The sequence below is a fragment of the Paraburkholderia sp. J11-2 genome, from assembly GCF_905220185.1.
Taxonomy (GTDB): domain Bacteria; phylum Pseudomonadota; class Gammaproteobacteria; order Burkholderiales; family Burkholderiaceae; genus Paraburkholderia.
In genome coordinates this window covers 24989-51719 of sequence record NZ_CAJMYY010000045.1, presented here as the reverse complement: position 1 = coordinate 51719, position 26731 = coordinate 24989, and the positions used below count along the sequence as shown (strand labels likewise).

The following is a 26731-nucleotide window of genomic DNA, read 5'->3' as shown; positions in this document are numbered from 1 at the left end:
CAGCCCCGGTGCCGAATGCACGCGGATACGCCCCGATGGCTTCTGGGTGGCGTTGCGCGCTTCGTCCGTCGCGTTGTCGAGTTCGCCGAGGATCGCCTTTGCGCGCTCGTAAAACCGTGCGCCCACGTCGGTCACGGAAAGGTGGCGCGTCGTGCGATGCAATACGACCGCCTGCAATTCCTCTTCCAGCGAAGACACGGCGCGGGAAATCTGGGCAGCGGTGGAGTCGTTCTCTTTTGCGACCGCGGTAAACGACCCTGCCTCAACGACACGAACGAATATGCGAAGGTGATTCAGGAAGTCGGCCATACTGGAGGACCCATTTTATTGCTCGACTAGCCAAAGAGAGCGTCACCTGGCTGGTCACGCAACCAAGCCGCTAATCTAAAGCGTTGTGGAGTTAACACAACGCAGAGTCAGGACCGATTCTCCTTACGAGCCAGAATTCTCTGCGTCATCGGGCGAGCGTTGATCCTCATTCCGTATGCGCGACGGCGTCATGCCGTAGCGGCCCGATATGACGCGGCTGAAATGCGACGGATCGGCGAATCCAGCGCGCCGGCCTATCTCCGCAAGGCTTAGGCGACGGCCGACGCTCGAGCGAATCATCCGCACAGCGACCGCCGCCCGGCGGTCGATCAGGAGCTTGCCGAACGTCTCGTTGTGTGCCGCGAGCGTCCGGTGCAAACTACGCACTGAAATATTGAGTTCCCTGGCGATGTCGGCGGCGCAGACACCCTGCTCGGCGCTGCGCTGGGCGATGCAGTCGCGAATGCGCCGAAGCAGCGAGTCGTCGCGGCGCTGCGCAACAGCGGCTGGTAGATCGCGCTCAGCGGCGATCAGCGCCAGCAGGGCGCCAATGTGATCGGTCAGGACTGACACGGGCAACGGCGCTGCCTCGATCACCTCGGGCGAAAGCTCGGTCAGATAGACACCCAGCGCACGCCCCCATCCCGAAGTCGAAGCAATACGGCGCCCAACCAGCGCTTCAGGCGCCGGTATCCACTGGCGCAGCCAGGCCGGCGAAAATTTGAAATGGGCGACGTCGTAACGACCGGCAATCTCGACCATAAAATCCAGGCGCGAGTCCACAATCATCATCTCACCGGGCAGCAGGCGCACGAGTTCACGATGGCGTGTATTCCATGCGGACGACAGATTGACTATCAAATGCCACGAGTGCTCGAGAGCGCGGTCAGCGTGGAACGGGTCCCGGCGAACACTGTGCGAAGACCCGCTTTGCCGGATCACGGAGACGGGGCCTACTGATGCCGCGGTCATGTGTGATTCGAATGTGCGCGGGTCTCCGGCAATCAGCCGCATCGGCGTAAGTGCAGTGGATAGTGCGTTCGCATAGTACTCAAACCGCATGGCTGGTTCGACTTCGCTGGTCGACCAATGGCAAAGAGAAGTGTTTGTCGTGATTGTCATCTCGGGCCCCAAGGCTACTCACGCTACACGAATATCATGCGGAATCGAGTATAGAGCGTCTTCGCACTTCGATGGGACATGTGCGCATCATTTGTCGGACAATATCTGCCACCTCCGTGGCACGTTCAGTCAACCGTTGCCCGCCTAAATGGCACCCAGCGACCAGAAATGCCGCTGGCCAGCCGATACGATGAACTCGCATCACTGCTTTTCCGCTATCAAGTCACGAACGCACCTGCGAGCTGGATGGTGTCGCGCCCGTTCGCTGTGTCCGACTCATTCGACGGGCTGCAGCCGAACTTCTGCGTGGACTTCTGCCGACCATATCATCGTTGCTTCCGACCATGGCAGGCAACTACTTCATGGTCGCGATAGTCCGACTTCACCAACGTCAGACAGCAGGGTTCGCACCGATCTTGAGTTATGCCAGGTTATCTCCAGAGACCCGAGGATCGAACTGCAGGACACGTCGAACACCCCGGGGCTTCGAGCTAACTCACCGCCAGTTGCCTGAGACCAGCCATGAATGAACGGTTACCTGCCGATGCCTGGGGTTACGCGCTTGCCCTTTTGGCGCAAATGTTGGAAGTCTCCGGGGGTTGCCAAGGCGCACGGCGTGCGGCCGCAGGACATCGGCCGATGGCTCAGACTCCGACAAAGACCGCACCAGCGACCAGCAATGTAACCGTTGTAGGACGCCACTCGGACGTCCTGATCGCGGTCTGCCTGAAGGATTCCACTGCAGGTTGTTACGGAGAGCAGCCCTGGCGCTTGACGCGGGCCCGAGGGCGCGGCGTGTGCGCTTTAACAAGCGCACCAATCAGACGTGGGGATCTCGTCTACCGACCTTCCGTGCGTGGTCACGTTCCCGTAAACGCAGCGTGGATGTTGCTCGCATCTGCGATCCCATGCGTCGCAAATGATTGACAGGCAGCAGGCGCCGCAAAGCTCGTTGAACCGCACCGGATTTTGTGGAGGCTCCAACCCTTGAGACAATGGAGCCATGAACAGAACAAGAAGGCAATCAAGTTTTCCCCTGAGGTTCGCGAGCGTGCAGTACGTCTGGTGCGCGAGCAGCGTAGCGAACATCCATCGATGTGGGCAGCGGTCGAATCGATTGCACCGATGATCGACTGCACGCCGCAGACGCTACATGATTGGGTCAAGCGCGACCAGGTTGACCACGGTGAGCGCGAGGTTAAAACGGCACTGCTAGCCGAAGGTTTGCTTGATGGCCGCGGCGATTGTTGATGATCCACCCGGCCACCTTGAGTGGCCGTTCATGGCCGATTGGGTGAGGTCGACAACGACCGCTTACTGGCACTCCGGTTCGCAAAACCTGAATCTGCTGATTGACCGTTATGGAGGAAGTTATCTGACCGGTGTGGGTCGGCTACGGAAGTTCAATGTCACGGCGCCCCGATACTCGGATCGTCGCCCCCTACTTCCGGGTACCGCCATCTACGGTTGTTGATGCCCCCTTCACGCCGCCATTCAAAAGTCGGATTCACTCTTCGTAACGGACGTATACATACCGATGGTTTCAGTCGCATCTTCGGGCATGCCATGCGTTCGATCTCAAACCGGAACTCCCCCTGCCGAATGGCAGCGTTCGACCAGATCGAACGAGTGATATCGGCCAAGCTCCAAGGCGCCGACGAGACGACCGTACGCTCGATTGTGGCCGACTAGTGATACCGTTCTCAGTATCGGCACAAAGATAGCCCCAAACACCAACGAAGCGAGAGCGCATCGAGATCATGCCCTACGGAAAATGTCGCTTGTGCGAAGCGGAAGCCAATTTACAGCTTAGCCACATCCTGCCAAGTTTTGTATTTCGTTGGCTTAGAGAGTCCGGCGGAGGCAGTCCACTCAGAAATTCCCGGGAGCCGAATCAGCGAACGCAAGACGGCGAAAAAGAATACTGGCTGTGTCAAACGTGCGAAGGACTGCTCAGTCGCTCGGAACGAACCTTTTCTAATAAGCTCTTCCATCCGTATTTTTCAGACCCGACGAGGCGATTTTCCTACGGCCCGTGGCTACTGCATTTTTGCACCTCGGTTTCCTGGCGCGCACTTTTGTATTTCATGGAGAAAACCGCCCATAGGGATTCACCCCTAGGCCAAGATGCAAATGTACGCGCAGCCGAAGCGGTTTGGCGCGAATACCTTCTTGGCTCGCGCCAGCATCCTATGCATTTCCGCCAGTATATCTATCCACTTGATCAGATCGCCACAGCGCGGGGCGAACTCGCCCCTAACATAAATCGCTATCTTATGCGGGCGATTGATATGGATTTGTGCGGAAGCACCTCGTCGACGTTTGTCTACTCGAAACTAGGTCGGTTCATCATCCTCGGTTTCATTTCGCAGTCGAATGCAGATCGTTGGCGTGGTGGAAAGGTTCATGCGAAGGAGGGAGTAGTCGAGTCGCGTAGGTATGTGATGCCTTCTGCCTTCGGCAGCTATCTAAATTCCCGAGCGAAAAAGATGGACGAGGCCTTGGCTTCAGTATCCGACCGTCAATATCAGAAGATGGAGGAAGGCCTGAAAGCGAACGCTCACAACTATGTCACAAGCGATGCGTTTGTTGCTATGCAGGCCGATGTCGAAATGTTCGGCGATGACGCGTTTCTTGTTCGAAACCCAAGAACCGATACGAAGAAATAGCGAAACGATCCGGCGATACCGGAGTTAAGCCAATTAATTTGCAAGTTGACACAGGCAAACAACATGGAAACGATCCGATTTCACGGAAGAGTAATTCCGGAGACAATGCAAGTCTCCATCGGTTTCTCGCCACTGATAAGGTGGAAGGCCGAAGAGATCGGGGTCGAAATGGAGTTCGTCTGTCGGATTGAAAAGTCGAAAATTGAGGTTGAATGCCGCGCGGTGAAATGGCGCCCGGAGCACTTTGCAGAAGTTTATAGGCGAGCATTGGACATCTGTCGAGCGAAAGTGGATCTCGTAGCCTTCAAATTGGGTTGGGGCCTCACCGTGATTTTCGATACATATGTTGTGCCCGCCGGTGAAACGGTCCCGATAATCCACACGATGCATGAGCTTGATGGTATCTGCACAGCATATTCGCTGGACTGCCACTTCGATGAAGTATGTGCGCAGGTTCTTCAACGTCCTTTGTTGTTCATGGCGCTTCGAGAACTGATTTCTGCTATCTCGTTGCCGCATGTATCGCCTGTTGAGTGCGCCCGCGCGATGGACCGGTTGAAACACTTGATTGCGCGCCCCGGATCTACAGACAAATCCGCGTGGCATCAAATGCGTGAAGCACTTCACGTTGAAGAAGCCTACCTGAGGTTCATCACCGACCACTCCGCAAACCCCCGTCACGGTCAGCCTGGGCATACTTCTGGGGCGGTGACAACGGAGGTCACCCGGCGTGCATGGGTCGTCATGAATCGATACCTTGAATACCTGCGGCGTGGCGCTCTTGAGCTTGATCCAATTGCTTTTCCGCTTATAGCGTCTTGATTTCAGTGGCGATTCTGGCCAGTGATTTGTCTAGCACCTGGGAGTCTGAAGGACAGTAGTACCGCAGGAAGCGGCCGATTAGATAACAGATGGTCGCCGTCCCTTGTGCGGTCACGGCCTGTCGCAGGTGGCGTGAGTCGGCCATGCGTGGCAACTCCGCCCAGCCAATCTAACAGCAGCCATGCTTGCCAACGGCCGTCGCCTGCCCAATCCCGGGTAGCTATCGTTGGTTGCTCCCTGAGAGACGGCCTCCTCACCAAAGAGCTGTGGACATTGGTAGTGCTAGTTCGCTCCTTCTCTGACAAGCCTTTGACTAGTGTCCATGGGTGTCCAATTCGCGGTTGTAAGGACGACATCGAAGCTCTCGGGCTGCTCAAAATCGACGTCCTCGCACTCGGCATGCTCTCGGCGGTACGCCGCGCGCTCGACCTGATCTCGGAAAAGCGCGGCGAGGTGTTCGAACTGCAGGACATTCCTGCAGAAGACGCTTCGACATACGAGATGATCTGCCGCGCGGATACGGTGGGCGTGTTCCAGATCGAGTCGCGTGCACAGATGAGCATGCTGCCGAGACTGCAGCCACGCCAGTTCTATGACCTTGTGATCGAAGTGGCAATCGTGCGTCCCGGTCCGGTTCAGGGTGGCATGGTTCACCCGTATCTGCGCAGGCGTCAGGGTATCGAGCCGGTGACGTTCCCGAGTCCGCAGATGGAGCAGGCCCTCGCCCGTACGCTGGGCGTGCCGATCTTCCAGGAGCAGGTGATGCAGGTCGCGATGCTTGCTGCGGGCTTCTCTGCAGGCGAAGCTGACCAGTTACGCCGTGCGATGGCTGCGTGGCGTCGCAAGGGAGGTCTCGGCGTCTACTACGACCGCATCGTCAACGGCATGCTCGAACGCGGTTACGAGCGCGAGTTTGCTGAACAGATCTTCGCGCAGATCCAGGGCTTCGGCGAATATGGATTTCCGGAAAGCCACGCGGCCAGTTTCGCCCTGATGGTCTACGCGAGCGCCTGGCTGAAGTGCCACGAGCCAACGGTGTTCGCGTGCGCGCTGCTCAACTCCCAGCCGATGGGGTTCTATTCGCCGTCGCAGCTTGTCCAGGATGCAAAACGGCATGGAGTGCGTGTTCTGCCCGTCGACGTCACCGTGAGCAACTGGGATTGCGCGATTGAAGGTCCCGTGACGCGCGATCCATTGCGGTTAGGCATGTCGCTTGTTCGGGGCATGAAGGCGGAAGCGGCAGCGCGCATCGAGATGGCTCGTGCGGTCCGGCCATTCCGCGACGTCTCCGATCTCGCACGCCGCGCACAACTTGATCGACGCGACCTTGAGGTGCTCGCCGCCGCGAACGCCCTGCTCTCTCTGGCGGGCGAGCGGCGCGCAGCGCTCTGGCAGGCCGTTGCGGCAGTCCCCGATCGTGACCTGTTGCGCGGCGCCACTGACGACGACGAGACGCCGGAGCTTGCCCCAATGAGCGAAGGTCAGGAGATCGTGAGCGACTACCGCGCGACGGGTCTCACGCTTGGCCGTCATCCGCTCGCCCTGCTCCGCCCTCGCCTCGCAAAGATGCGGCTCGTGCCTTCAAATGTACTCATGCGCTATCGCAATGGTCAGCTGGCGCGCGCATGCGGCATCGTCACTGTCCGGCAACGCCCAGGCACGGCGAAAGGCGTGATGTTCATGACGCTGGAAGACGAGGCCGGCAGCGTGAATATCATCGTCTGGCAGTCAGTGCTGGAGAAGTTCCGCCGCGAGGCGCTCGGCTCGTCGTTGCTAGCGGTCTATGGCGTTTGGCAGCGTGAGGGTGAAGTACGGCATCTCGTGGCAAACCGCCTCGTTGACGTTACCCAGCTGCTTGGCGAGCTTCCAACCGTGAGTCGTGACTTCTGCTAGCGGAGAACACTCGATGAACATCCATGTGGGCATCGCGCCATATCAGGGAACTGGATGCCGCGCGAGGTAGCGTCGGCTAAGATGAACGCTTAGCAAGGGTACGGAGTGACCCATGTGCACAATGACGCGGCCGCGCGCCGCGCCGTCGCAATAGTCACGACCATGCAAGTGACTAGTACCTTCATGATCCTATCCCTATTTTTGACATTAGCGTAGACGCAAATCTCGTGCGCAAGGAATGCGTCACCGCGCGGTTCGACAATTACCCGGTGAAATGCATTTTCAGTTCCGCTGGCAAGACGGCTATTGAAGCAGCACACATCGACTAGAAAGCCGTATCTGTTTGTCCCGGCAATAGTCAACCACCCGTGCGGCAGACGCACTCTTTTCGTCGCGCCTCTCACGGCTCGCTGGTTGCCAGTTTCAACTTACCCGCAGTCAGGCTGCTTTACACGGTGACGACTGCCTCTGGTAGCAGAGAAGCTACAGCATGAAGGGTCAGTGTCCCGACGGGAGCAGGCTGTCGCCTGCGCTGGGGTTTCAAAGGGGCTCGCCCCTTTTGGCACGTGATATTTTGCGCAGCGCGTAGCGTTGCGTAAACATATCCGACGTGCCTCGCCGCCGAATCATCCCTGCCTTGCATTGCGCCGACCGTAGTCCAAAGTGCGCAAAACCACGCCAAACGACTCGACACCACGCCATGCGAACGCACGGCCCACACCAAACCGGTTGAACTGTGCGCCAAACCACGCTAATCTCAAACCAAGTCTAGAAAGGCTAGGAAAAGCAAAGCTAGGAAAATCCACTGTGAATGCCAAGGAATACCTCTCGCGCATCACGCCTGCCGCGCAACGCTCCTCGCTTTCGCCGTTTCACGCAGACATTCTCGAACTGCGCGCAGCTGGCTGCACTCTCGCCCAGATCACCGAATTCCTGCGTCTCAACAACCTCGCCGTCACGTTCTCCACAGTGGGCCGCTATCTGCGCAAGTACGCGAGTCCGACCCCCGCCTCTGACGCGCCAGGCACCTCGCCCCCATGCCCAGCCAATGCGCACGGCAGCGTCGTGCCATCCGGTGTGCCCTCGGTATCCGTCACCCTCCCGTCCCCCGTCGATGGCATCAAATCCATCGAGCAGTTGCGAGCTGAGCATCCGACTACGCCTCCAATGCAACTCTCGAAACTCTACGCCCAGCAGTACGACCGCCCAGCGCTCACAGCCGAAATCATCGATGACCTGAAACGCCGGTTTCCCCACCATACAAAGGCTTGACCGTATCGTTCCGCCACGCTAGATCGGGTCTGGATGTACCGCACGACTCCACAGCAATCCGCGCAGGCCCAAAACCGCGCCGGGAAAATGGGGCGCGGCATGTCTGCTTGATTCAACCCCATCTGGTTGCGCGCACAACAAAAACCGCCCGGACCTGCGCCCGGGCGGGTGTGGGGGATTGCCTGTGATGGCCCGTATGCCCGTCAATCGATGCCGACTTCCTCCTCGCCACATGCCGACTGCGCGTCGGACACCTCGTTTGAAGCGGCTTCTGCATTATCGTTTCCTTCATCGTCCTCGCGCCATCCGTACGTCATGCGGTCCGGGACCGCGCGATTGCGCAACACTTCCGGCAACCACCCCGAATCGATCATGCGCCGTTCTGCCGCCGCAGCAGCTTCCCCCTTCTTCAACCCGCGTAGTTCGCCCGCTACCTGCGGCGATACGCTTTCTCCGACCACCGCCACAATCCGGCCTTTCGGCACGTGCTCGAAGTAGCCCGCGCGTGTTGGCTTCCAGTAACGCGTGAAATCCACAGCCAACGTATTGGCGACTTCGTTCACCGGATGCGGACGATCCGCCACACAGATCCCATCCACGGTGGCCGCGACGCAAAAAGCAAAGAGATTCGACATCACGTCCGTGTCCTGTTGCAGCAACCAAGACAGCAGTTCGTCTGCACGTCGGGGCAACATCCGCGCCCACTTTGTGCGGTCCGCTTCCAGTTCCTTCCAGGCCACGCTCTCGGCCATGTCGTCGGCACTGGACACCAGCGCATCCCGCGTCGAGCGCACATCGATCTGTACCGCATGGTCAATGTGCGTCCGTGTGTACAGGTCATCGAACACAACAGGAATCATGCGCTGCATCAGCACGGCCAGCGCTACGCCGGGTTGCAGCGCAAGCTCTACCTGAACGGCGGCAGTGCGATGCGCTGTCAACCGCTTGCACAGCTTTTCGCCGTGCAGGGGCCGCTCTTTTGGCGCACGCACCGCCCTCGCAATCGCACTGCCCGAATACGATGCAGCCGACCGCGTATCGCCCGGCGTCGCCTCACGCCGGACAAGTCCGCGCTCGATGCACACACGTCCATCTTCATCAAGATAGACATACGCCCCTGCCTCCTTCATATCCTCCGCGTCGAAAGTTTCTAGGCGCTCGGCGTACTGGTCAACTGCATACGTCGCGGTGGTGGCCGCCGCTTCCAGGCGCTCCTGCCGCGCCTCGTCGGGCTCGCCCTCATCGTCGTAATACGCGTCGAGATCAGCCTGCGCGGTGTCGCGCGTCGCGCTGAGTTCCGCGAGTTCCGCTTTCTCCTTTTTCGTGGGTTTGCGCGTGGTCGACGCGATGCGTCCATGACGCATGACTTCCGTGGGCTCGTAGCGCGTACGCGTTTCCACCCACGCCCAACCCTCGGCGGCCACCGTCTGCGATAGCTCGATAAGCCGTTCCGACGCAAGGCGGTGTAGCAGTGGAGCGTCTTCTATGTATCCAGCGTGCTCGTCGTCACTGAACAGGTCGCGGCGAACGCGACCGCCGGCCGCCTCGTAGGCATTGATGCCGACGAACTGCGCCAAGGCGCTGGTGCGCACGTCGATTTCCTCATGCGTGATCGCCGCGCGAAGTTCGCCGGGGCGGCGTTGCCAAGCATTTACGGCATCGTTCCAGATGCGCTCTTGTGTTGCGTGATCGTCGGCCAGTACGAGTGATTTGGCCTGCTCGTAGTCGAGCCGGTCTTCGCGCAGCATGTCCAGCAGTGCGGGCGCAAGGTTCGCGATTTTCAGAGCACGCCGCACGGCGAGTTCCGGGACCGCAAACAGGGCCGCGATATGCGCAACGCTCCTACCTTCCTCTGCCAGTAGCCGGAATGCCACACATTCATCAGCGATATGCATCGCTTCGCGCTCACGATTTTCGATGAGGGACGCGGACAGCGCTTCGCCCTCGCTCAGGATCAGGACTGGAACCTGATATTCGTTGTCGATCCGTCCTTGCGCGAACAACAGATCAAGGGCCGCCAGACGGCGCTGGCCCGCACATACGCCAAGCCTGACCTCCTGTGTGCGCCCTTTCATTTCGTGCGCTACCAGATTCTGCATGAGGCCGGTCTCGGCAATGGTAGCCGCGAGCGTTTCCACGCCGGTCGGCGCCTTCTTGCGGACGTTCAGTGGTGAGAGGGTCAACTTCGAATAGGCGACGTACTGTATTTGCACTGTATCGGCGCAAATGGCAACGACTTCAGACGCTTGCTTTCCCATGAGATTAATCTCCGGTGTGAGCCACAGCAGAATGCCGGGCAACGCTTAAAATATAGGTGCTAAACACCTATTAATCAAGCATACCCCATTAAATAAATATCATATCGCCTTGAAATAAAGGTTTTTTAGACCTATTATTGAATCGTTGCCCGGCGCTCTGCTGTGGCTCAAACCCGGAGATAAACCGTGAGTACTCCTGATTTAAAGATTACGTCCACTATCATTCCCGAAGAACTACGCCTTAACGTCTTGCCTCGCTACCTCGGTGGCCACTACCTGAGCGGCGAAATGATGGTCTATGACTGGGCCGCTCGGCTGTGCCGCAGATATCAAGGCGGCTATTGGAATTTCTTCGCCCTTTCCAACGGCGGCTTCTACATGGCTCCAGAGGGAATGGAGCGCATCCATGTGCGCTGGCATCTGAACGGATACAGCGACACGATGGGTGCCGATGCCTTCGGCATCACCGTCACGCTCTTCGCACTTTGTCACCTCGCAGAAAAGACGCTCGACGACGCAATCATCGAACGCTTCCAACAGTTGCGCGAGTTTGCGACGCACCACGTGGAAGCCGCCAATATCCTGCGCGCAATCGACTAACTGATCGGCCCCGGCCTTGGGGGCCGGGGCTGCTCTCCTCTTTTGGGGAACACTATGAACACTCTAGCCAGCCGCTTCAGCCGCAACGCTGTTGTGCTTCACTCGAACAGTCCGCTCACGAATGACCAGATCGCGGAGGTCGCACCTTCCATCCTCGCCAACTCCGCGCACGAGAGCCGTTCGACTCGCTACAGCTACATCCCCACCATTGATGTGCTCGATGCGTTGAGAAAGGAAGGCTTCCAGCCCTTTATGGTTTGCCAGACACGCGTTCGCAACGAGGAGATGCGGACCTACACGAAGCACATGCTCCGCCTGCGCCACGCGGAGCAGATCAACGGTCCTGAGGCACACGAAGTCATCCTCCTGAACAGCCACAACGGAAGCAGCAGCTATCAGATGATCGCCGGAATGTTCCGCTGGGCGTGCCAGAACGGCATCGTGTGCGGCAACGTGCTGAACGATATCCGCGTCCCTCACAAGGGCGACGTTATTCGTGATGTCATTGAAGGGGCATTCACGGTGCTGAAAGGATTCGAGGAACCGACCAGGCAACGCGAAGCCATGGCAGCGACCGTACTGGATGACGGCGAACAGGTTGCTTTTGCCCGCGCAGCGCTTGCGCTGCGCTACGAGGCAGACAAGCCTGCGCCAGTCACGGAGCAACAGCTTCTTACGCCGCGCCGTGTTGAGGATCGTGCACCCGACCTCTGGACCACTTTCAACCGGCTCCAGGAAAACATGATTCGCGGCGGGTTGCACGGTCGTAATGAAAACGGCAGAGCCACGACGACCCGTGCCGTCACCGGGATCGACCAGAACATTCGGCTGAATCGGGCGTTGTGGGTACTGGCTGACGAACTGCGACGCCTGCGCGGCTAACCGGCTCGCCCTGACCCACGAGTCGGGGCCGCTCCTCCAACTGGGGATATCGAATGGACACGCTGAATATGCGCCCTACCTGGCTCACCGCTCTACTTCCACTGCTGGCTGTCTGGCAGTACGGAGACCGTGACAGCGTTCGCGGTGAACTCTACCGGATGGCCATGTCGGCCGATGCAGCAGCGCATTCCGCCGAAGCGCTTAGGCGCATCGCCAACATGCTGGACCGGGATGGGAGCGCAACCGAAATGCAGTGCGACGAGTTGCGCGCGATTGCCCGCGTCGCACTTGCTAACTTCGATCGCGTTCCGCCGTCCGCACCCGTCGCGATGCTCATGGAACATTGTAGCCAGCTTCACTGACCGCGAACCAGAACGCTCTTCTATGCCCGCGCCAGGGTCGCCCGGGCCGGCGAGGCAAACATGACGAGGATTTTGACCGTTGGTGAAAATAGAACGTGCTATCAACTACAGGCGTGCGCGAGAAGTCTCCAGCAATGACGGCGCGCTCTGTGCAAGGGCGCGCATTCTCGCTGATGTATACGGTCTGATGATCCATCTGCGCGCGGAATCGGTTCATGTCTCGCGGCTGAATCCCAAACAGTTCGAGGCAATCTGTATTGCGCTCGACTATATGCGCCCGCCCTCCTGAGCACAGGGAATGTCCGGCGGCGGAATTACTTGTCCACATCAGCGTGGCTGCGCTGTCCACCCTCCTGCAAGCCACAAGGACGGATAATCATGGCGGTATCGCGCGCGCCGCGCGCCCGGATCGAGGCGCACGGGGACCCACGCAGGATGCGTGGGGAGAGCGCCGACGCGCCGCGGATCGCGGCGTGACGAGCCGGCTTGGGCCAGTGTGGGCCACCGGCCGGGGTCGTCAAGCGCCTGCAGGGCGCGTGTATCCCCCGCGGCGAAGCCGTGGGGGGTGGATAACAACCGGAAAATCTGATGAGTGAAGAACCGTTTATCAAGGTGCGCAGCGAGTGCCTGCGTCCCGCCGTCTATTGGAAAAGACCGACGGGTGCCGAGATACAGGAGGTTGTCAGGCTGGCAGGTTTTACGGGGCGACTTGCTGCCGATTACCTTGATCTCGCCGATAAGAGCGGGCGCCAGATTCGCAAGTGGATCAGCGAGGAAGCCAGGATCCCGTATGCAACGTGGGCGCTGCTATGCCACGCCGCTGGCCTTGGCAACATCTGGGAGATCGATGTCGACGAGCTTCGCCGTGCCCGCAACGATCATCCGGACGAATAGCGCCGCGACAACGCCCGCTCGAATAGTGATGCCTAACACTGGCGAGGCGCACGGCCTAACAAAAGCGAATGGCAATCCCATCTGTCCGTCGAGGAAAGTCGGGACTTCGTCGCGTTCGACAGCAGCGTGGGCACCGTCAGTCAGTCACAATCCATCTCGCCATGGTCACTGGCGAGCACGGTTCTCACGACACCCCATAGGCGGATACCATACGTTCTCGCACAAGCGTCGTACCGGCGGCGTCCCGCTCAAAGATGGTCAGCCCGACCGAAACGTTTGCGGGTAAGCAACTACCGCAGGCTTTTGACGCAACCGTCGTGGTTAGAGCCGAGCACCGAGCTTTGGGGCCGGCCACGTCGAACCAACGCGCATCGCGTGGCCTCACATTCGAGGCAGTTCGGGTGAACCTGACTGTATGCCTTGCATTCCTCATCGCGGCAATCATCGCGATTTAGTACAAAAGCCAACTGGGCGGGGCATAAGCACGCGGGTGCCGACGATTGCCAGTTGCTACAAATTACGTAATGTTCAATACACTCCATCCAACACCAGCGAGTAGGAGCCGCCGAGGCGGCCTTTCGGCCGAATTTCGTCACGCAGTGATTGATTCTCCTGTGAAACAATTGACCGAAAATCCGCTGAAAGCCCCGCTGCGTATTGCTTACCGCCGGATTCAAACCTTTACGTAGATGTTTCACGAAGCCGAATTAAGGGATCACTCGTCCATCAGTACATTTCAGGGATTCGCTTCCGCCGCCATACATCTGAGACAACATTCATAGTAGTCCGAAGTAAAATACCGTCCGCGTACGGCCTTCACCGGAATCGATTTGTCGGCCATGAGCTGTCTTACTATCGCTTTAGCCGACTGCCGAAGATTGACCCGAAGAATCCCGACGCACTGATGGGCGAACTGTTCGACCAAGACGAATGGGTCGAGAACCAGTTTCGCGTGCACCTAGGGCGCGCATCCACGAACTGTCCGAAGTCACGCCCGCGTCTGCTGTCATCGTTTAATGCCACTCAACGGCGGCGCTAGTATGTCGGAAGCGGTCCGCCACGCATTTGTGGGCCCCGCGCTGATCACGCCTGCTCGATGATCTACTGGCATCGACGAAGCTCCTGAGTGTGTGCCAGCCAGCGGCAGCCAGACCCGGCAGATTATCGCGGGCATCGTCATCTCCGTTCTCTGTTCAACTTAAGCACCCGTCGTCCTCAGGAGGGAGATGAAAAAAGAGCGTCGTCGCGTAGGCGCTCAACCGTGGCTTGACGGCCCGCCCAACGAGGCGCTGCATCGCGCCTATGAAGGGTGGCGCGTCCTTGCTCACCCGGCGCCGATCGCAACGATACGCGGCAGGCGCGCCGCGCCCGAAACCATTAGACGGCGCACCTGCCGAGCCTCAGACTCGGCGGCATTTCGCGGTGCGAGCTGCACGGGCGTGACGACACGCGGACCCTCGAGGACTACCGGGCGCGGTTTGGCCCGGAGGGCGTCTACGGTGAGGCAGAGCTGCCGGAACGCTACCCCGCAAGCGTCCCGCAGCAGGCATCACTGCGTTGACCTGACGTTTGCCCCGGAACTGCCGCCTGCTTGCCCGTCAGGGGGCAGCACTTAAGCGCTTGGAGCGCACTCGCAGAGGACCCGACGCAGGACCATCCCGTCGGGGGTGGGTTCGAACTGGGCATTGCCCCGGAGCTACAGGCGGCGTGCGTCGCGACGCCAACCGACCCGCTGATGCTGATTAAGCAACGCCGGCAGCGCTGGTACACCGACGCCGCGTTTCGCGCTAAGGGGCAGCACCTCACCGACTGGCCGGATCTGGATGCGGACTCACAGCGCGCAATCCTGTCGCGGCACGGAGTTTCCGACCGCAGTCGGCACCCGGCCCCCCTGCCCTGATGCGCCCGATGATCCTGTCCGACGTCGCACCGCTGTAGGCGTTCGCCGTCCCGCCAGAACTTGACGTCAGCGCTGGCGCCAGAAGGCGCCGAACTCACTTCCGACGTCGAGGCGATCCGCGGCTGTATACGCGTTGGGGGCGATTGCTGCAGGCACACACCACGCGGCCTTACAGGCGAGTACTAGAACGGTTGCTAGCGCGGACCGTGGTCGCAACGGGCAAGCTCGTTTCGTCGCTCCCCGGCAGCGACATTGACGCAGCTATCAACGGGTTCCCCAGCCGGGTGAGTGCCGGATCGGGCACATCAAAGTGAGCGGTTCGACCCAGCGGGCTGCCCGTTAGCCGGTTCAGTGCCAAAGGCAAACGACGAGACCTCCCGAAAAATACGGTCGGCCCCGTCCGCCTAGCTGGTGAAAATGCGCTGCCCGCTGGCCGATCCGTTCGACGCACGGCGGCACGATCTGAAGTGGATACGCATGGTCGCACGCTCACCCGCGCCCACTAGGCTCCAGGCTGCAAGCGTTCAGTGTTGGATACCGCTCATGCGCAGCATGGCGACTGCTCCGTTCTGCGCTTCGCCTACGTAACGAGCGCGCGTCACGCGGAACTGGCTTGCGCCACACTCGACTCATTCAACAGCAAGGGGCTCGGCGGGGTGCGGGAAGACACCTTCTCACCCAGGTTCGAAGGAGCGAGTACGACAGCCCGCTAGGTGCCGATACCGGAGCGGCTCAGGTGCGCGCTGCGCGGCCCTATGCCGTTTAACGTCGAAGCCGACCGCGCAACACGTCGTTACTGGCCTGCGCGACCACCGCGCGCGCCATCACAGCCCTGGGGTCGGCTATTACTTGCGGGGCTTCGCGCAGGCGGACTTGCAGGTCGAACGCAGCTATTTCGGAGCAGCTGCAGACCTATGGCGGGCCTGCACCCACTAGTTGCGCAATAGCCACGCAAACTATTCGCTCAATTCGAGTAGTGACCTGTGCGACCTTAAAAAGCCGGTTGAGCCAAGCAAGTCTTGGAACGACTCAACTTTTAGTTCAGAGTCGGCGCGATCAACCGTGTCAACATCACGAGGGCAGACGCCATCGAAGAAGTGTGCCTTTTAGGCACACTCGCAACTCCGATTTCAGATGGGCTCCTCGATTCGACCAGTTATCGCGCACGACTAGTGGGGTGTGCCTAAAAGGCACACCCCACTTCCCGTCGCTGAGCGGGCACCCGTGCGAATGGGCCCCAACCAGAGTGATTTTTACGCGCGCCCCCAAAAAAAGAAAAGCCCGCTTAGCGGGCTCTCATTTTTTTGTTCGCTTGAACGTCAGCTCGGATCGCCAGTGAACAATTCGCTAATCACCTGACGAATTCTCGCCTCTTGGACATCGGAAAGAATCCCTGCCTTGATCTTCACAGTAAATCCATTCACGTCCTTCGTAATACTCCCAGCTTGTGCGCTGCCGGAGAAAAACTTCTCGATTTTTCGGTCGGTGGCCGTTGCACGCGAGCCTCGACGCGCTACCAGCGCACCAACTGCTCCGGCGAACTTGGACTGATCAAGACTTCCGGCGACGAGATCGGACCACAGATCCTGGGCCGCCTTGATGCCTTCGTCACCGTGCTTCTTTAGCGAGGTTACGATCGCATCTGCAGCATTGCTTCCGAGCAACGTCGGGTTCAAATCCAGGTCACGCGTTATGAAGTCGGGGAGGCCCCCGAAAGCCATGTACTTATAAAGACCTCGACGGCTCAGCCCCACAGCCTCGGCGAGCCGGGTACGGTTTGGAAACTCCTGTTCCGAAGCCCGGAGGGAAACCGAAATCTCGTAGTCGGTCAAATCGTCCCGGCTGATGTTCTCGACCAAGGCCAAAACCGACATGTCCTGATCCGAGCACTCGACTACGACGGTCTTGATGGTCTCCATGTTCAACAGTTTGTGGGCGCGCCAGCGGCGCTCACCTGCAATAATCTGATAGCCGGACTCTGCACGACGGACCACAATCGGTTGAAGCAAGCCGGACTCTCTGATTGACTCGGCTAACTCTGTCAACTTTTCTTCGCTGAAGATCCGCCGCGGTTGCCACGGATTCGGCACGATCTCAGAAATAGGGAGCTCCGAGTTAGCGCCGCTGGCTTCCAGCTCTTGCACGCGCAGTTGAGCAACAGCCAACGCGCCTGCCATCCCCGGCGCGGTCTCGGTACGGGCGGCTCTGCGGCTCGCGTCCGGCGTCCGCTCAGCGGTTGAACGAACCCCTGCAGTCTTGGCCAATAGTTCTTCTCGGAGTTTACTCATGATGCTTGCTTCCATTGTTTGATGAACTGTTCGTCGACCCATCGGCAGTAGTCGATAAGCGGCTGACGAACACGTTGCAATGACTTCGCCTGGCTGTGCGTGCTGCTAATGTCAAATACCGTTGTGAACGCTAGGGCCCCCGAACTCATCACAGAACTCGCCGGAACCTCAAAGGGATCAAGCCACTGACGGTAGGCTCCTTGCGCCCAAGTTCGGACGACCGGCGCTGAAGAGGTTGGGCCGTAGTTGACACGCGTCAGCAGTACCGAAACAAAGTCGTACTTCTTATCAGCCTCGAATCGAATGAACGATTTCGCAACGTCCGAAAACAAACGCCAGAATGACAACGAGCTAAAGAAGTCGAGGTTCTCCGGCACCATCGGCATGACCATTGCATCGGCCGCCATGAGAGCGTTGAGATTCAGGTACGAGAGAGACGGCGACGTGTCGAGAATGATGTAGTCGTAGTGCTTGCGCAATGGCGCTAGGCCATCGCGCAGCACCCGCCAGAACTTAAATCCTGGCGTCCGCATTTGCATCGCTGGCAAGTGATACTCAGCCCCAACCAGCTCCGTGTGTGCAGGAATAATGTCGAGGCCATCCCAATACGTCGACTGCACTCGACTGAGCAGCCCACCTTCCACATTCTGGTCGTATATGTAGGGCAGTACGGTGGCCTCAGGGAAGACCTCTTTTTCGGCGTAGAGGCCACACAACTCAGAAAGCGATGCCTGCGGATCGAGGTCGACCACCAATACCTTTCGGCCCCGCAACGTCAAGCCTTGCGCCAAGCACATGGTAGTGGTCGTTTTTGCGCTACCGCCTTTGAGCTGGGAGGTGATAATGACCTTCCCTTGAAAATCGTCGCTTGGTCCGGCTACGAGCGGCGTCTGGTAGATGTCGGAGATACGCTGAACCCAAGCCCGCGCCTCCGCCAGAGTAAACTGACGACTCCGGCTTCGGCCTGTCCCAGTACTTTGCCCTTCCGGCAGAACACCGTCGCCTTTCGAGATCTGGTATTGCACTTGATTGCGCGTCAGCCCACACATCTCGGCAATCTCACCGGTCGTAAAGACTGGCGGGTTTTTTCGAGGCCGAGGGGCCAAAATCTGATCACGCAGTTCGCTTGCGTAATCCGTCACGACCTCAGCGAAATCGCTGATCTCTTCAAGAGTGACCGTGCGGTCGATTGGAAGTGGTTGACTTACATTGGCCATTTTCAGAGTTTTCCAGCAAAAATTTGGCTAAACGCAGAATACAGCAATTGACGGAAAAACTGGTGCATTCACCGCACCTTCCGCGAAATATCGCTTCTCCGACTGCTTGATTCCATTCCTTTTAGGCTTCCCGCACGGTAGTCCACTGCAAAAATGTAGAACCAGAGTACAAACCGTCTCACCCTCGGGAAGGGCAACCTGAACCTAAGGTGAGAGATTTTGTACAATTTTTGGGCGCGCAGGGGAGCACTGTAAGCAATTCATCCACCGAATCTGCTTCAGCACCCTGCGTGGAGCAGGCTTGTGCCCGGAAGGTGAGACAATTTGTACCCCGACGCGCCCAAATACGCGCCGAGGAGGCCCCTTGCGGCCTCTTGTCATCAGAAACACGCGGTCAAGCACGTATTTTGTTAGCGAACGCGTGAAACTGCGACGCCCTGACCCTGATGTCTTGCGTTGTTCGTTAGTCGTTTTTATATAAAACAACACACAGACAAACATACAGCGTTCCATGTATTTCTTTTAAATTCATATACTTACAATTAAAAGGTGAGATCTGTTGTACCTTGGGTGAGAGATTCTGTCCCTCAATGGTGAGAATTGATGTTCCCCGCGGTGAGAAAGTCTGTCCCAGAGCGGTGAGAGATGTTGTGCCGAGTCCGAGAAGTGTCCTGGACGACCATCATTCCCTGTGGAAAACTGAAAAAAGATAACTAAATCCAGCGACTTAGCCCACGTAGCAAGGCCCGAAGGTGAGAGATTTTGGGCTCTACGGTGAGAGTTCCTGTTCGGCGTAGCAGATCAGAAGCTTCAGGTGAGACGCTTTCTTGGCTATCTCACCATGCCGTGCTAGAGTGCGCTCATTCGGGGCGAGAACAACTGGAGTGAGGGGATAGGCGATGGCGAGCAGCATTGAGAGAAGTGTGACACCACTCCAGTATGCGCTCGACCTTTTTGTCGAAAGCGCTCCGGCTCGTCGTGGCATCCACGAGCTTGAAGCGAATTCGGATATCGGCTACCAGAAAAATCAGGTTTTCGCGCGGATCGTTGGCCTAGGTTTATCCGCGAGGCGGTTCGTTGATGCTGCCTATTTCATTGTCGCTCAAGAGGCAGAGATCAAGGAGGCTTACGACGTGACCTTGAGCTTCTTTAAGTGGCTCATGCGCTACGACAGCAAGAATCGAGAGCACTTTTCAAACGTCATACGAAGCGTCAAATCATCAATGCTTGAAGTCACCAGCGCTCCGGTCATCTCCGTTGACCAGAAGGGTCGACTTATCGAGGACGCGAAAGATGACGTGGATCTTGATGATGATTCCGTTCCCCCCGAGCGGAACGGCGAGAGTGCGGTCACGTCAACCGAGGATGGGGACTGGCTGGAGCTGATTGGCCGTGTGAGCGTGCGTAACGGCCGCATCCGATTCAGGGTGCCGATTGAGCTTCAGCGGCTCATAAAGGACCCTCAAAACTCGTATTGGACCAGCCTCCTGGTAACCTCCAGGTTCACCGTCATTTACGCGCGCGCCATCTACGATCACGTTTTGCCGACGTTGTCATCCGGCACCACCGGCTGGCTACCGATCGAAGTGGTCCGAAACCTGCCCGGTCGCTCGTGGGCGAATCATGCAGAGTTCAAGTATTTCAAGCGGGACTATCTGGAGCCCGCAGTGAAGCAAATCAATGAGCTTTCGGACATTGATCTGTTGTACGAGACAAGGGCGGGCACGCCCGGTTCACGCAAGCAAGACCAGATTCGACTGCGTTTCAAACGCAAAGAGGGCGCCTTGGCAGTAAAGGCGGCGATGCTCAATTCCGTAGCACTTTTCCAAACGCTTCAAAACGAGTTCGGACTGAGCGACAAGCAATTCGAGCGAATTGAGAGTAACCGCGCGACATGGACGGACGATCGCATTCAGCAGGCGATCGAATACACCCGCTGGACAATCAGGCAAGGCACTAAGGTCAAGCGAGCGTCCGCCTATCTTATGAAGTCGCTTGCAGAGAATTATCGGGTAGCGGATGCTGACAAACAGGTGGAAGCAATTCAGCAGCAACTAGCCGTACAGTCGGTTGCAGAGAACGACGCGAAGGAAGCGGCACGCAATGCTGCGGTAGCGAGTGTTGTCGCCGCCGATAAAGCCGCCGACCAACGTCGTTCCGAAGAAATCCGCAATGCGCGGGAGACCTTCGCCGCTCTTAGCGGCAAGGAGCGCGAAGGGTTTGTACGAAAATTTACTGCTCATAACAACAGTCTCGGCATTCGCAGTATCGAACGCCAGGGGCTAAAGCCCGCGGAGATCAACGAGGCAAACGTCTTGCAATGGCCCAGCATCGCGGATACGTTCTGTCTGTTCGTGGCTGGCGAACTGCGCAAGGCGAAGCGGACAAAGGCGCCTGCTGCCTAAGTTCCAGTCTCCTACCGAACACGAAGATCAAGTTCGCAGATTTGCAATTCGCGGTTCGAGTGATCGTCTCTGTCATCCTCTTCCCGCGAGCGGCGCTTTGTAATTGAAGCGCTCCGTCGACGCAGGTTGATGACGTCGGCACACTCTCAACTCGAAGGGCGGGCGCCCATGTATCGATTCGAAGAGTACGACCTGATCATCGACGCGCGCTGCGAGCGGGAATTTGCGGAGGATCATATTCCCGGCGCAATCAACCTGCCGGTCGTCAACAACGACGAATACGCGGAAGTGGGAACCTTGCATCGGACCGACAAGATGCAGGCGTACCTGATCGGTGTGGCGTATTCGCTCAAAAATATTGCGCGCCACCTCGAAGGCGTGATCGCGAAGCGTCCTCGCCGCGACAGAATCCTCGTGTACTGCTTTCGCGGTGGAAAGCGGAGCCGTCTATGGTTCGACGCTCTCGATACGATCGGTTACAAGGTACAGCGGTTGCCAGGAGGCTGGAAGGGCTATCGTCGTTGGGTCAACGAACAACTGGAAACTTACCCGCGCGAGTTCTCCTATGTCGTGCTTTCTGGTCCGACCGGCTGCGGGAAAACGCGTCTGCTAAACCAGCTCGAGACCGAAGGCGCACAGGTGCTCGACCTCGAAGCGATTGCCGCTCATCGTGGCTCGGTGATCGGAGCGATACCTGGAGTTTCACAACCGACCCAGAAGTACTTTGATAGCTTGCTTCTTCAGAAGCTTTCGACGTATTCCAGGGACCGTACTGTTTGGGTCGAAGCCGAAAGCAAGAAGATAGGTGATGTTCAGCTACCGCCGGCGCTGCTCGAAACGATGCACTCGAAAGGGATTCTCCTGCAGGTCAGTGCTCCCATGGCCGAACGCGTACGGCTTTGGCGCGAAGACTACGCGCATTTCGAAAGCGATCCGGATGCGCTGGTTGAGCGGCTTGCTTATCTACGTAGCCTCGTGGGCGGGAAGGAATTTGACCTTTGGCGTGGTTTGGCTGGAAGCCGAAAGATTCCCGAATTATTCGAACGACTAATGATCGCACACTATGATCCTTCGTACTCGCGCTCGATGAAGCGAAACTATCAAATGCACGCCGACGTACCTCGAATCGAACTCTGTGACCTGAGACCGGCCGCGTTGAATCAGTGCGCTCGGATTCTGATCGGTCGTCTTGGTTGATTTGTGGAATATAGCCAAGTTGGCTGGACGAATGCACCTTACCTGTTCAGTAATTGTTTCCGATTTTATTGATTCCGCATATACGAGTAATTTTTCTTCTCTGAAAAATGCCGCGTGAATTCACTATGCTCGGGAGACTATTTCGGAATGTAACAGAGGTAGTGCGCCGCAATATCGGAGCGGTATTTTCATATCAATGCGTCTCGCTCCTACCATCCTGGATAAGGGTGCGTGTCGAAGAAGCGCTTCGGCTTTCCGTTCGCGAGCTAGGACTGTTATGGGCATGCGCCGGTTGCGCCCACGCCACGCTGCGCAGGGCTTCGGGGACGCAGATACCAGTTCGTGAACTCGCGGGCCGGCGTCGTTCGTCATAAGGAGCGCTGCCCGTACATCGCTAGCCGGATGTGATGCGTGCTCACTGCTGCCTTATCGGCACCAAACTGATGGGTGAGAAACTATGAGTCAGCCAATCAGCATCGTTTGTCCGGCCTGCGGAAACATATTCGGCGATGACCCGTGGGACTGTTTGCCAGAAGACGAGGTTCATCAATTGACGTGTCAGGCATGTCGGGCCCAATTTTTCATGAGCCTGTTCGAATGCGAAGCCTGCGTCTCGGACAATGTAATTACCTCCATGTTGTCGAATGACTGCGTCGATCGCACGTGCAGAAAGTGTGGTTTTCACCCAGGCGCCATTGGTGAGGACTATGAGGAATCTCTTGTTTGAACGTTATATTGCCGCGTCGACCGAACAAGTCGGCATTAGGCTGTACCGCGTCGAAACCGGGTTCATCGCCGAGCGGTTTGTCGTTCAAGGGAAGCAGATGGTCGCCGTGCAGGTACTTCCGATGTTTGAACTGGCTGACTTCGAAGGCTTCGCGTCGTCCGATCCTCACTATTCGATGATGCGAGCCATTTATAGCGAAGTGCGGCAGTTGGTGTGGGGAAGGTAAGGATAGTGCAGCGCATGGAGTAGGGTGGCTGTCATGGAATTTAGCGTTGATGATCTCCAGAATGCGGCTGACGAGATGGAATTGATTCCACTCGTTAAACGCACCGTCCAGACCTACGGTGCAGACTGGTTTGTATTCGTCACCTTGCATCCTTCCGACTATTCCGACAGTCGGTCAACCTACCGATTCCTGATCGGTTGTCGCCCCGAGTGGTGCCAGCTGTATAACGCAAACCGTTGGTATCTGACAGACCCGTGCCTGGAATATGCGCGCTCTAACACAGCACCCGTGCTAGGTTCCGCGCTGCCGGTCCAGACCGCTGGGCAGCGGCGCATGCTCGTTGTTGCTGCGGAATACGGATTCCGGAGTTTCTATATCGTTCCTGTCCACACGAGTGAGAGAGGGCGCATCGGCATTCTTTATCTTGGGTCCGAGCAGGCACCCGAACAGATGGAGCCACGATTCCACGACGCACGCCCTTTCTATCGCGCGCTGGCAATGGAACTCCTGGATTGGTCCTCGGGTGCCGTGAGGGAAGAAGCTCTACAGACAACTGGCCTGACGCACGAAGAACTTCGGATCTTGCGGCTGGTAAAGGCCGGATTCACCGCCACAGACATTGCCGCGGAGCTGAAGGTATCGTCCATGACGGTCTATCGTCAGTTCCAGCGCATCAATGAGAAGCTCGGCGTTGCACGCATCACTGCGGCAGTGAAATTCGCGGACGAGCATGATCTCCTGGCGTGAAAAACCTGGGTGGTACTGGTTGTCGTCGACACTGCCAGCTTCAGCCATCGTCGCTTTTCAGTACGATCACCCATGGGTGTACCTCGGTTGCATGATCGCTGCAATTCTTGTCTTCGATACGATGCTCGGTGAGCATGTCGCCGTGGAAAATCAACAATGCGATGTTGCATCGGCGCGGATCGCTGTTCCCATCGGTTTCATTTGCTTGTGGTTGCTCGCGGTCCTGGATTCGACTTCCCGAATCAAGCAGGTCGCAGTGCCGGAATTTGTGGGCCTTACTGTTGTATGCGGCGTTCTAGGCGCGTTTGTAATGGCGCACATTCACGAGGTGATGCACCGCGATAGCCGCTGGGCAAGAAGAGCTTCCGATGTAGCGATGACACTCGCAGGCTATCCACACTATCGATTGGTACACGAACTGCATCACGCACATGTAGGCAATCCCCAGTTCGGGTCAACTGCACCCATCGGACTGTCGCTTTGGAGGCATGTGGGGCGTTCCTTCGGCAACTCACTGATTGCGGTTCTTGCCGACGATCGCCGACGACTAGCTCAAGGGCGAAAGCGCAGGCTTTGGTTTCCTGTCTCTGTGTGGCTCGGAATGGCGGTGCTATTCGTGTCCTTTTGTGGGCCCCGCGGCATACTGTTCTACGTGGGGCAATGTGCGATCTCTATTTTCGTTGTCGAAACGATCGGCTACATACAGCACTACGGGCTCGTTGATGTCGGTGATCCTGTCGCCTGGAACTGCCATTCGTGGCTGTCAAATCGACTGTTTGTGAATAACGGTCTTCACGCCCATCACCACCTCGAACAAACACTTTCCTATGAGCACCTCAAGCGCGGCGCTGCAATGCTGCCTGCAGGTTACATTCACATGTTCTTCCTCGCGCTCATTCCACCGCTTTGGTTCTCGGTCATGAAACGCCACGCCATCAGAAGCGCTGGCGAATCGCCATAGCATCAACGAGTGCAGAAAACAAGAATAAACACGCCTCTTGAACTTATCAGGGTGTTTCAACGAGAGTGTCAGTGCGGTGTCGATTGAGTGTTGCCTTCGACGATCGATGTGACAGGTAGCACGACGAAAGTACGTAAGGGGAGGTGGGAATGAGTGACGTCGTTCGCTCGCAGTGTCGATTACCCAAGGAATTAAACGATTGGTTGGCCGAGCGCGCAAAGCGTGAGTCACGCTCGAAGAACGCGCAGCTGATCGTTGAGCTTCGTGCCCGGCACGCCGAAGTGGAGGGAAAGCGGCTGGTGTGCTTTCGCGCCGTCTGCACACGGTAACGTTCGCACAGGCGCTTAATCCGCGAGAGTGATATGACCTCGCGAGGGCACTTACTTGTCACTAGCGAGCAGTGCCTGTAGTCGCTTAGCGACCGTATCTAATTCTTTTGGGGTCAGCAGGTTCCGCAGGCCGATATGCCCTAGAACCTGGGAGAGTTGGTCGGTTGTCAAGGGAGAGGGAGCAACCTTCCCCAATGCGACCTCGTCGCTTGGTGTTAACAGGGCGTTGCTGAGCTGTGCCACCAATTCGCCGTTTAGAGACCGCCCGCTCGCCGCCGCCGCCGCTTTAAGTTGGAGGTAGACCGGCCACGGCAGCCGGAACTGGGAGCGAAATGTGTCATCCATAGGTGCAACATTTGACACTACGTAGACACTAACGTATAGTGACGCGTAGTGTCACTCGGAGTGTCACTATTGAGTGACATATTAAGGCAGGCCGCGTTCACGTACGGAAACGAGTGCTTGATGTCCCTGTTGGAATCCTGCACGGTAGCCAGTGAGGAAAATGGGCATGACTAATGGTTCGCGTCAATCGCCGAAGTTTTCGAGGTTGCCATGATGTCGATAGATTTCGATACTCTCGCACAACAGTGTGCTCCGGCTGTTCATCCGATCACACTCCAGGCGATCGTCCGTACGGAATCCGATTTCAACCCTTATGCGATTGGCATTGTCGGTGGCCATCTGGTGCATCAGCCCCGCAATCGCGCGGAAGCTTTTGCGACGGCAAAAGCACTGGATGCACGCGGCATCAACTTCAGCTTGGGGCTAGGCCAGATCAACAAGGTCAATTTGACCCGCTACGGCCTGACGTACGAAACCGTATTCGACATGTGTGCGAATTTGAGCGCTAGCGCGGACATCCTGCGTCGCTGCTACGAACGTGCAATTGAGACCATCGGTTCCGAAGGGCGGGCGATGGGCGCCGCAATCAGCTGCTACTACAGCGGAAACTTCAAGCGTGGATTTGTCACTGAGCTCGATGGTGCGAGCTACGTTTCCCGCGTGTCGGCGAACGCTCAGTACGCGGAAGGTCCAGTAAACGTTGTGCCGGCGATTCCGGTCGTTATGAATCGGCCGGCGGTAATGAAAGCATCTTTGCCGCGGCCGAATCACGTGCGCCGGGCGACAACATCAGGGGACGAAGTGGGAAGTGACCCCGCCTCACGCACACATCCGTCCTGGGATGCATTTGGGGATTACCCGTGCGACGGTAACTCGTGCAAATGAATTTGACCCCGCCGCTGCGCGGCAGTTGATCGATTGCGAACAGATGGAGGAATCATGTGTAGCCGGATCAAGCTCAAATCTTCGAAATCAGTACTGCAGAGGAAATATGTGGCATACGTTGCTGGCTGCCGTGCCACAGGCTATATGCGGATGGCGTTCGTTCTGACCAGCATCACCGGAACTCAACTGGCCTTCGCCAGCGGTCTGGACTCGGCGACGCAGGGCGCGAATACGTTCAAGATCTGGCTCTACACAATCTTGGGAATTATCGCGTCATGTGTGTTGCTCTGGAAGGGCGCGGAATGCTGGGCGGACCGCGCGCACTGGGCAGAATTCGTTACGCTGGGCGGCAAGGTCGCGGTGGTAGGCGCCGTGGTCGGTACTCTCGCCCCGTACCTGTGGAACCTTTTTACCTGAGAGC

22 protein-coding genes and 2 pseudogenes are annotated in these 26731 nt (G+C 57.8%); 18 read left to right on the top strand and 6 right to left on the bottom strand.

Annotation, left to right across the window (positions count from 1 at the left end; all coding sequences use genetic code 11):
• The coding region (locus tag U5A57_RS38485) for a LysR family transcriptional regulator (protein WP_321917305.1) at positions 1–309 on the bottom strand (309 nt) is incomplete at its 3' end.
• A gap of 123 nt (positions 310–432) precedes the next feature.
• Positions 433–1431 (bottom strand): AraC family transcriptional regulator, encoded by a 999-nt coding sequence (locus U5A57_RS38480; protein WP_321917304.1) that lies wholly within the window; start codon positions 1429–1431, stop codon positions 433–435.
• 522 nt (positions 1432–1953) lie between these two features.
• Here U5A57_RS38480 and U5A57_RS41760 point away from each other — a divergent pair.
• From U5A57_RS41760 to U5A57_RS38455, 6 genes and pseudogenes are all read left to right on the top strand, one after another.
• Positions 1954–2358, top strand: a complete 405-nt coding sequence (locus U5A57_RS41760; RefSeq protein ID WP_408602521.1) for a DUF3331 domain-containing protein — start codon at positions 1954–1956, stop codon at positions 2356–2358.
• Positions 2359–2418: 60 nt separating this feature from the next.
• Positions 2419–2628, top strand: a pseudogene (locus tag U5A57_RS38475) (hypothetical protein); the annotation flags it as partial.
• 563 nt (positions 2629–3191) lie between these two features.
• On the top strand, positions 3192–4100 hold the full coding sequence (locus U5A57_RS38470; protein ID WP_321917302.1) for a hypothetical protein: 909 nt from the start codon (positions 3192–3194) through the stop codon (positions 4098–4100).
• Between the two features lie 63 nt (positions 4101–4163).
• Positions 4164–4922 carry a hypothetical protein gene (locus U5A57_RS38465; protein WP_321917300.1) on the top strand — a complete coding sequence of 253 codons (759 nt, stop codon included), beginning with the start codon at positions 4164–4166 and terminating at the stop codon, positions 4920–4922.
• Positions 4923–5267: 345 nt separating this feature from the next.
• Positions 5268–6815 (top strand): annotated as a pseudogene (locus tag U5A57_RS38460) (error-prone DNA polymerase); the annotation flags it as partial.
• 807 nt (positions 6816–7622) lie between these two features.
• Positions 7623–8087 (top strand): hypothetical protein, encoded by a 465-nt coding sequence (locus U5A57_RS38455; protein WP_321917299.1) that lies wholly within the window; start codon positions 7623–7625, stop codon positions 8085–8087.
• A gap of 203 nt (positions 8088–8290) precedes the next feature.
• Here the strand turns inward: U5A57_RS38455 and U5A57_RS38450 are convergent, their stop codons facing one another.
• Positions 8291–10345: a ParB/RepB/Spo0J family partition protein gene (locus U5A57_RS38450; RefSeq protein ID WP_321917297.1), complete on the bottom strand. Its 2055-nt coding sequence runs from the start codon at positions 10343–10345 to the stop codon at positions 8291–8293.
• A 186-nt stretch (positions 10346–10531) separates the two neighbouring features.
• Between U5A57_RS38450 and U5A57_RS38445 the strand changes: the two genes are divergently transcribed.
• The 5 genes from U5A57_RS38445 to U5A57_RS38430 all read left to right on the top strand — a co-directional run bounded on the left by U5A57_RS38445 (position 10532) and on the right by U5A57_RS38430 (position 13083).
• Complete coding sequence (locus tag U5A57_RS38445; protein WP_321917295.1) at positions 10532–10945, top strand: antirestriction protein; 414 nt, start codon at positions 10532–10534, stop codon at positions 10943–10945.
• Positions 10946–10999: 54 nt separating this feature from the next.
• Entirely contained in the window at positions 11000–11827 is an 828-nt protein-coding gene (locus tag U5A57_RS38440; RefSeq protein ID WP_321917294.1) for a DUF932 domain-containing protein, read from the top strand.
• A gap of 53 nt (positions 11828–11880) precedes the next feature.
• Positions 11881–12189, top strand: coding sequence for a hypothetical protein (locus U5A57_RS38435; RefSeq protein ID WP_321917292.1), 309 nt, complete (start codon positions 11881–11883; stop codon positions 12187–12189).
• Between the two features lie 82 nt (positions 12190–12271).
• A complete protein-coding gene (locus U5A57_RS41755; RefSeq protein WP_408602523.1) occupies positions 12272–12478 on the top strand; it encodes a DUF3717 domain-containing protein in 207 nt (68 codons plus the stop codon).
• 299 nt (positions 12479–12777) lie between these two features.
• Positions 12778–13083 carry an XRE family transcriptional regulator gene (locus U5A57_RS38430; protein ID WP_321917290.1) on the top strand — a complete coding sequence of 102 codons (306 nt, stop codon included), beginning with the start codon at positions 12778–12780 and terminating at the stop codon, positions 13081–13083.
• Positions 13084–16302: 3219 nt separating this feature from the next.
• On the opposite strand, the gene U5A57_RS38425 is transcribed toward U5A57_RS38430, so the two are convergent.
• Together U5A57_RS38425 and U5A57_RS38420 are read right to left on the bottom strand one after the other, a co-directional pair.
• Positions 16303–17271, bottom strand: a complete 969-nt coding sequence (locus U5A57_RS38425; RefSeq protein WP_321917288.1) for a ParB/RepB/Spo0J family partition protein — start codon at positions 17269–17271, stop codon at positions 16303–16305.
• The gene (locus U5A57_RS38420) at positions 17268–18488 is read right to left on the bottom strand and encodes a ParA family protein (RefSeq protein ID WP_321917287.1); all 1221 of its coding nucleotides are present in this window, start codon (positions 18486–18488) and stop codon (positions 17268–17270) included. The genes U5A57_RS38425 and U5A57_RS38420 overlap by 4 nt, the downstream gene beginning before the upstream one ends.
• Before the next feature lie 899 nt (positions 18489–19387).
• Between U5A57_RS38420 and U5A57_RS38415 the strand changes: the two genes are divergently transcribed.
• The 5 genes from U5A57_RS38415 (at position 19388) to U5A57_RS38395 (ending at position 24751) form a co-directional block, all read left to right on the top strand.
• Positions 19388–20893, top strand: coding sequence for a replication initiation protein (locus tag U5A57_RS38415; RefSeq protein WP_321917285.1), 1506 nt, complete (start codon positions 19388–19390; stop codon positions 20891–20893).
• Between the two features lie 168 nt (positions 20894–21061).
• On the top strand, positions 21062–22090 hold the full coding sequence (mnmH, locus tag U5A57_RS38410) for a tRNA 2-selenouridine(34) synthase MnmH (RefSeq protein WP_321917283.1): 1029 nt from the start codon (positions 21062–21064) through the stop codon (positions 22088–22090).
• 719 nt (positions 22091–22809) lie between these two features.
• The gene (locus U5A57_RS38405; RefSeq protein ID WP_321917281.1) at positions 22810–23043 is read left to right on the top strand and encodes a hypothetical protein; all 234 of its coding nucleotides are present in this window, start codon (positions 22810–22812) and stop codon (positions 23041–23043) included.
• A gap of 33 nt (positions 23044–23076) precedes the next feature.
• Complete coding sequence (locus U5A57_RS38400) at positions 23077–23790, top strand: helix-turn-helix transcriptional regulator (RefSeq protein WP_321917280.1); 714 nt, start codon at positions 23077–23079, stop codon at positions 23788–23790.
• Entirely contained in the window at positions 23774–24751 is a 978-nt protein-coding gene (locus U5A57_RS38395; RefSeq protein ID WP_321917278.1) for a fatty acid desaturase, read from the top strand. Before U5A57_RS38400 ends, U5A57_RS38395 begins: the two co-directional genes overlap by 17 nt.
• A 380-nt stretch (positions 24752–25131) precedes the next feature.
• Here the strand turns inward: U5A57_RS38395 and U5A57_RS41750 are convergent, their stop codons facing one another.
• Positions 25132–25425 (bottom strand): Arc family DNA-binding protein, encoded by a 294-nt coding sequence (locus U5A57_RS41750; RefSeq protein ID WP_408602520.1) that lies wholly within the window; start codon positions 25423–25425, stop codon positions 25132–25134.
• A 210-nt stretch (positions 25426–25635) separates the two neighbouring features.
• On the opposite strand from U5A57_RS41750, the gene U5A57_RS38390 reads away from it, so the two are divergent.
• Complete coding sequence (locus U5A57_RS38390; RefSeq protein WP_321917275.1) at positions 25636–26310, top strand: lytic transglycosylase domain-containing protein; 675 nt, start codon at positions 25636–25638, stop codon at positions 26308–26310.
• Between the two features lie 150 nt (positions 26311–26460).
• The gene (locus tag U5A57_RS38385) at positions 26461–26727 is read left to right on the top strand and encodes a hypothetical protein (protein WP_321917274.1); all 267 of its coding nucleotides are present in this window, start codon (positions 26461–26463) and stop codon (positions 26725–26727) included.
• The last annotated feature ends 4 nt before the right edge of the window (positions 26728–26731 follow it).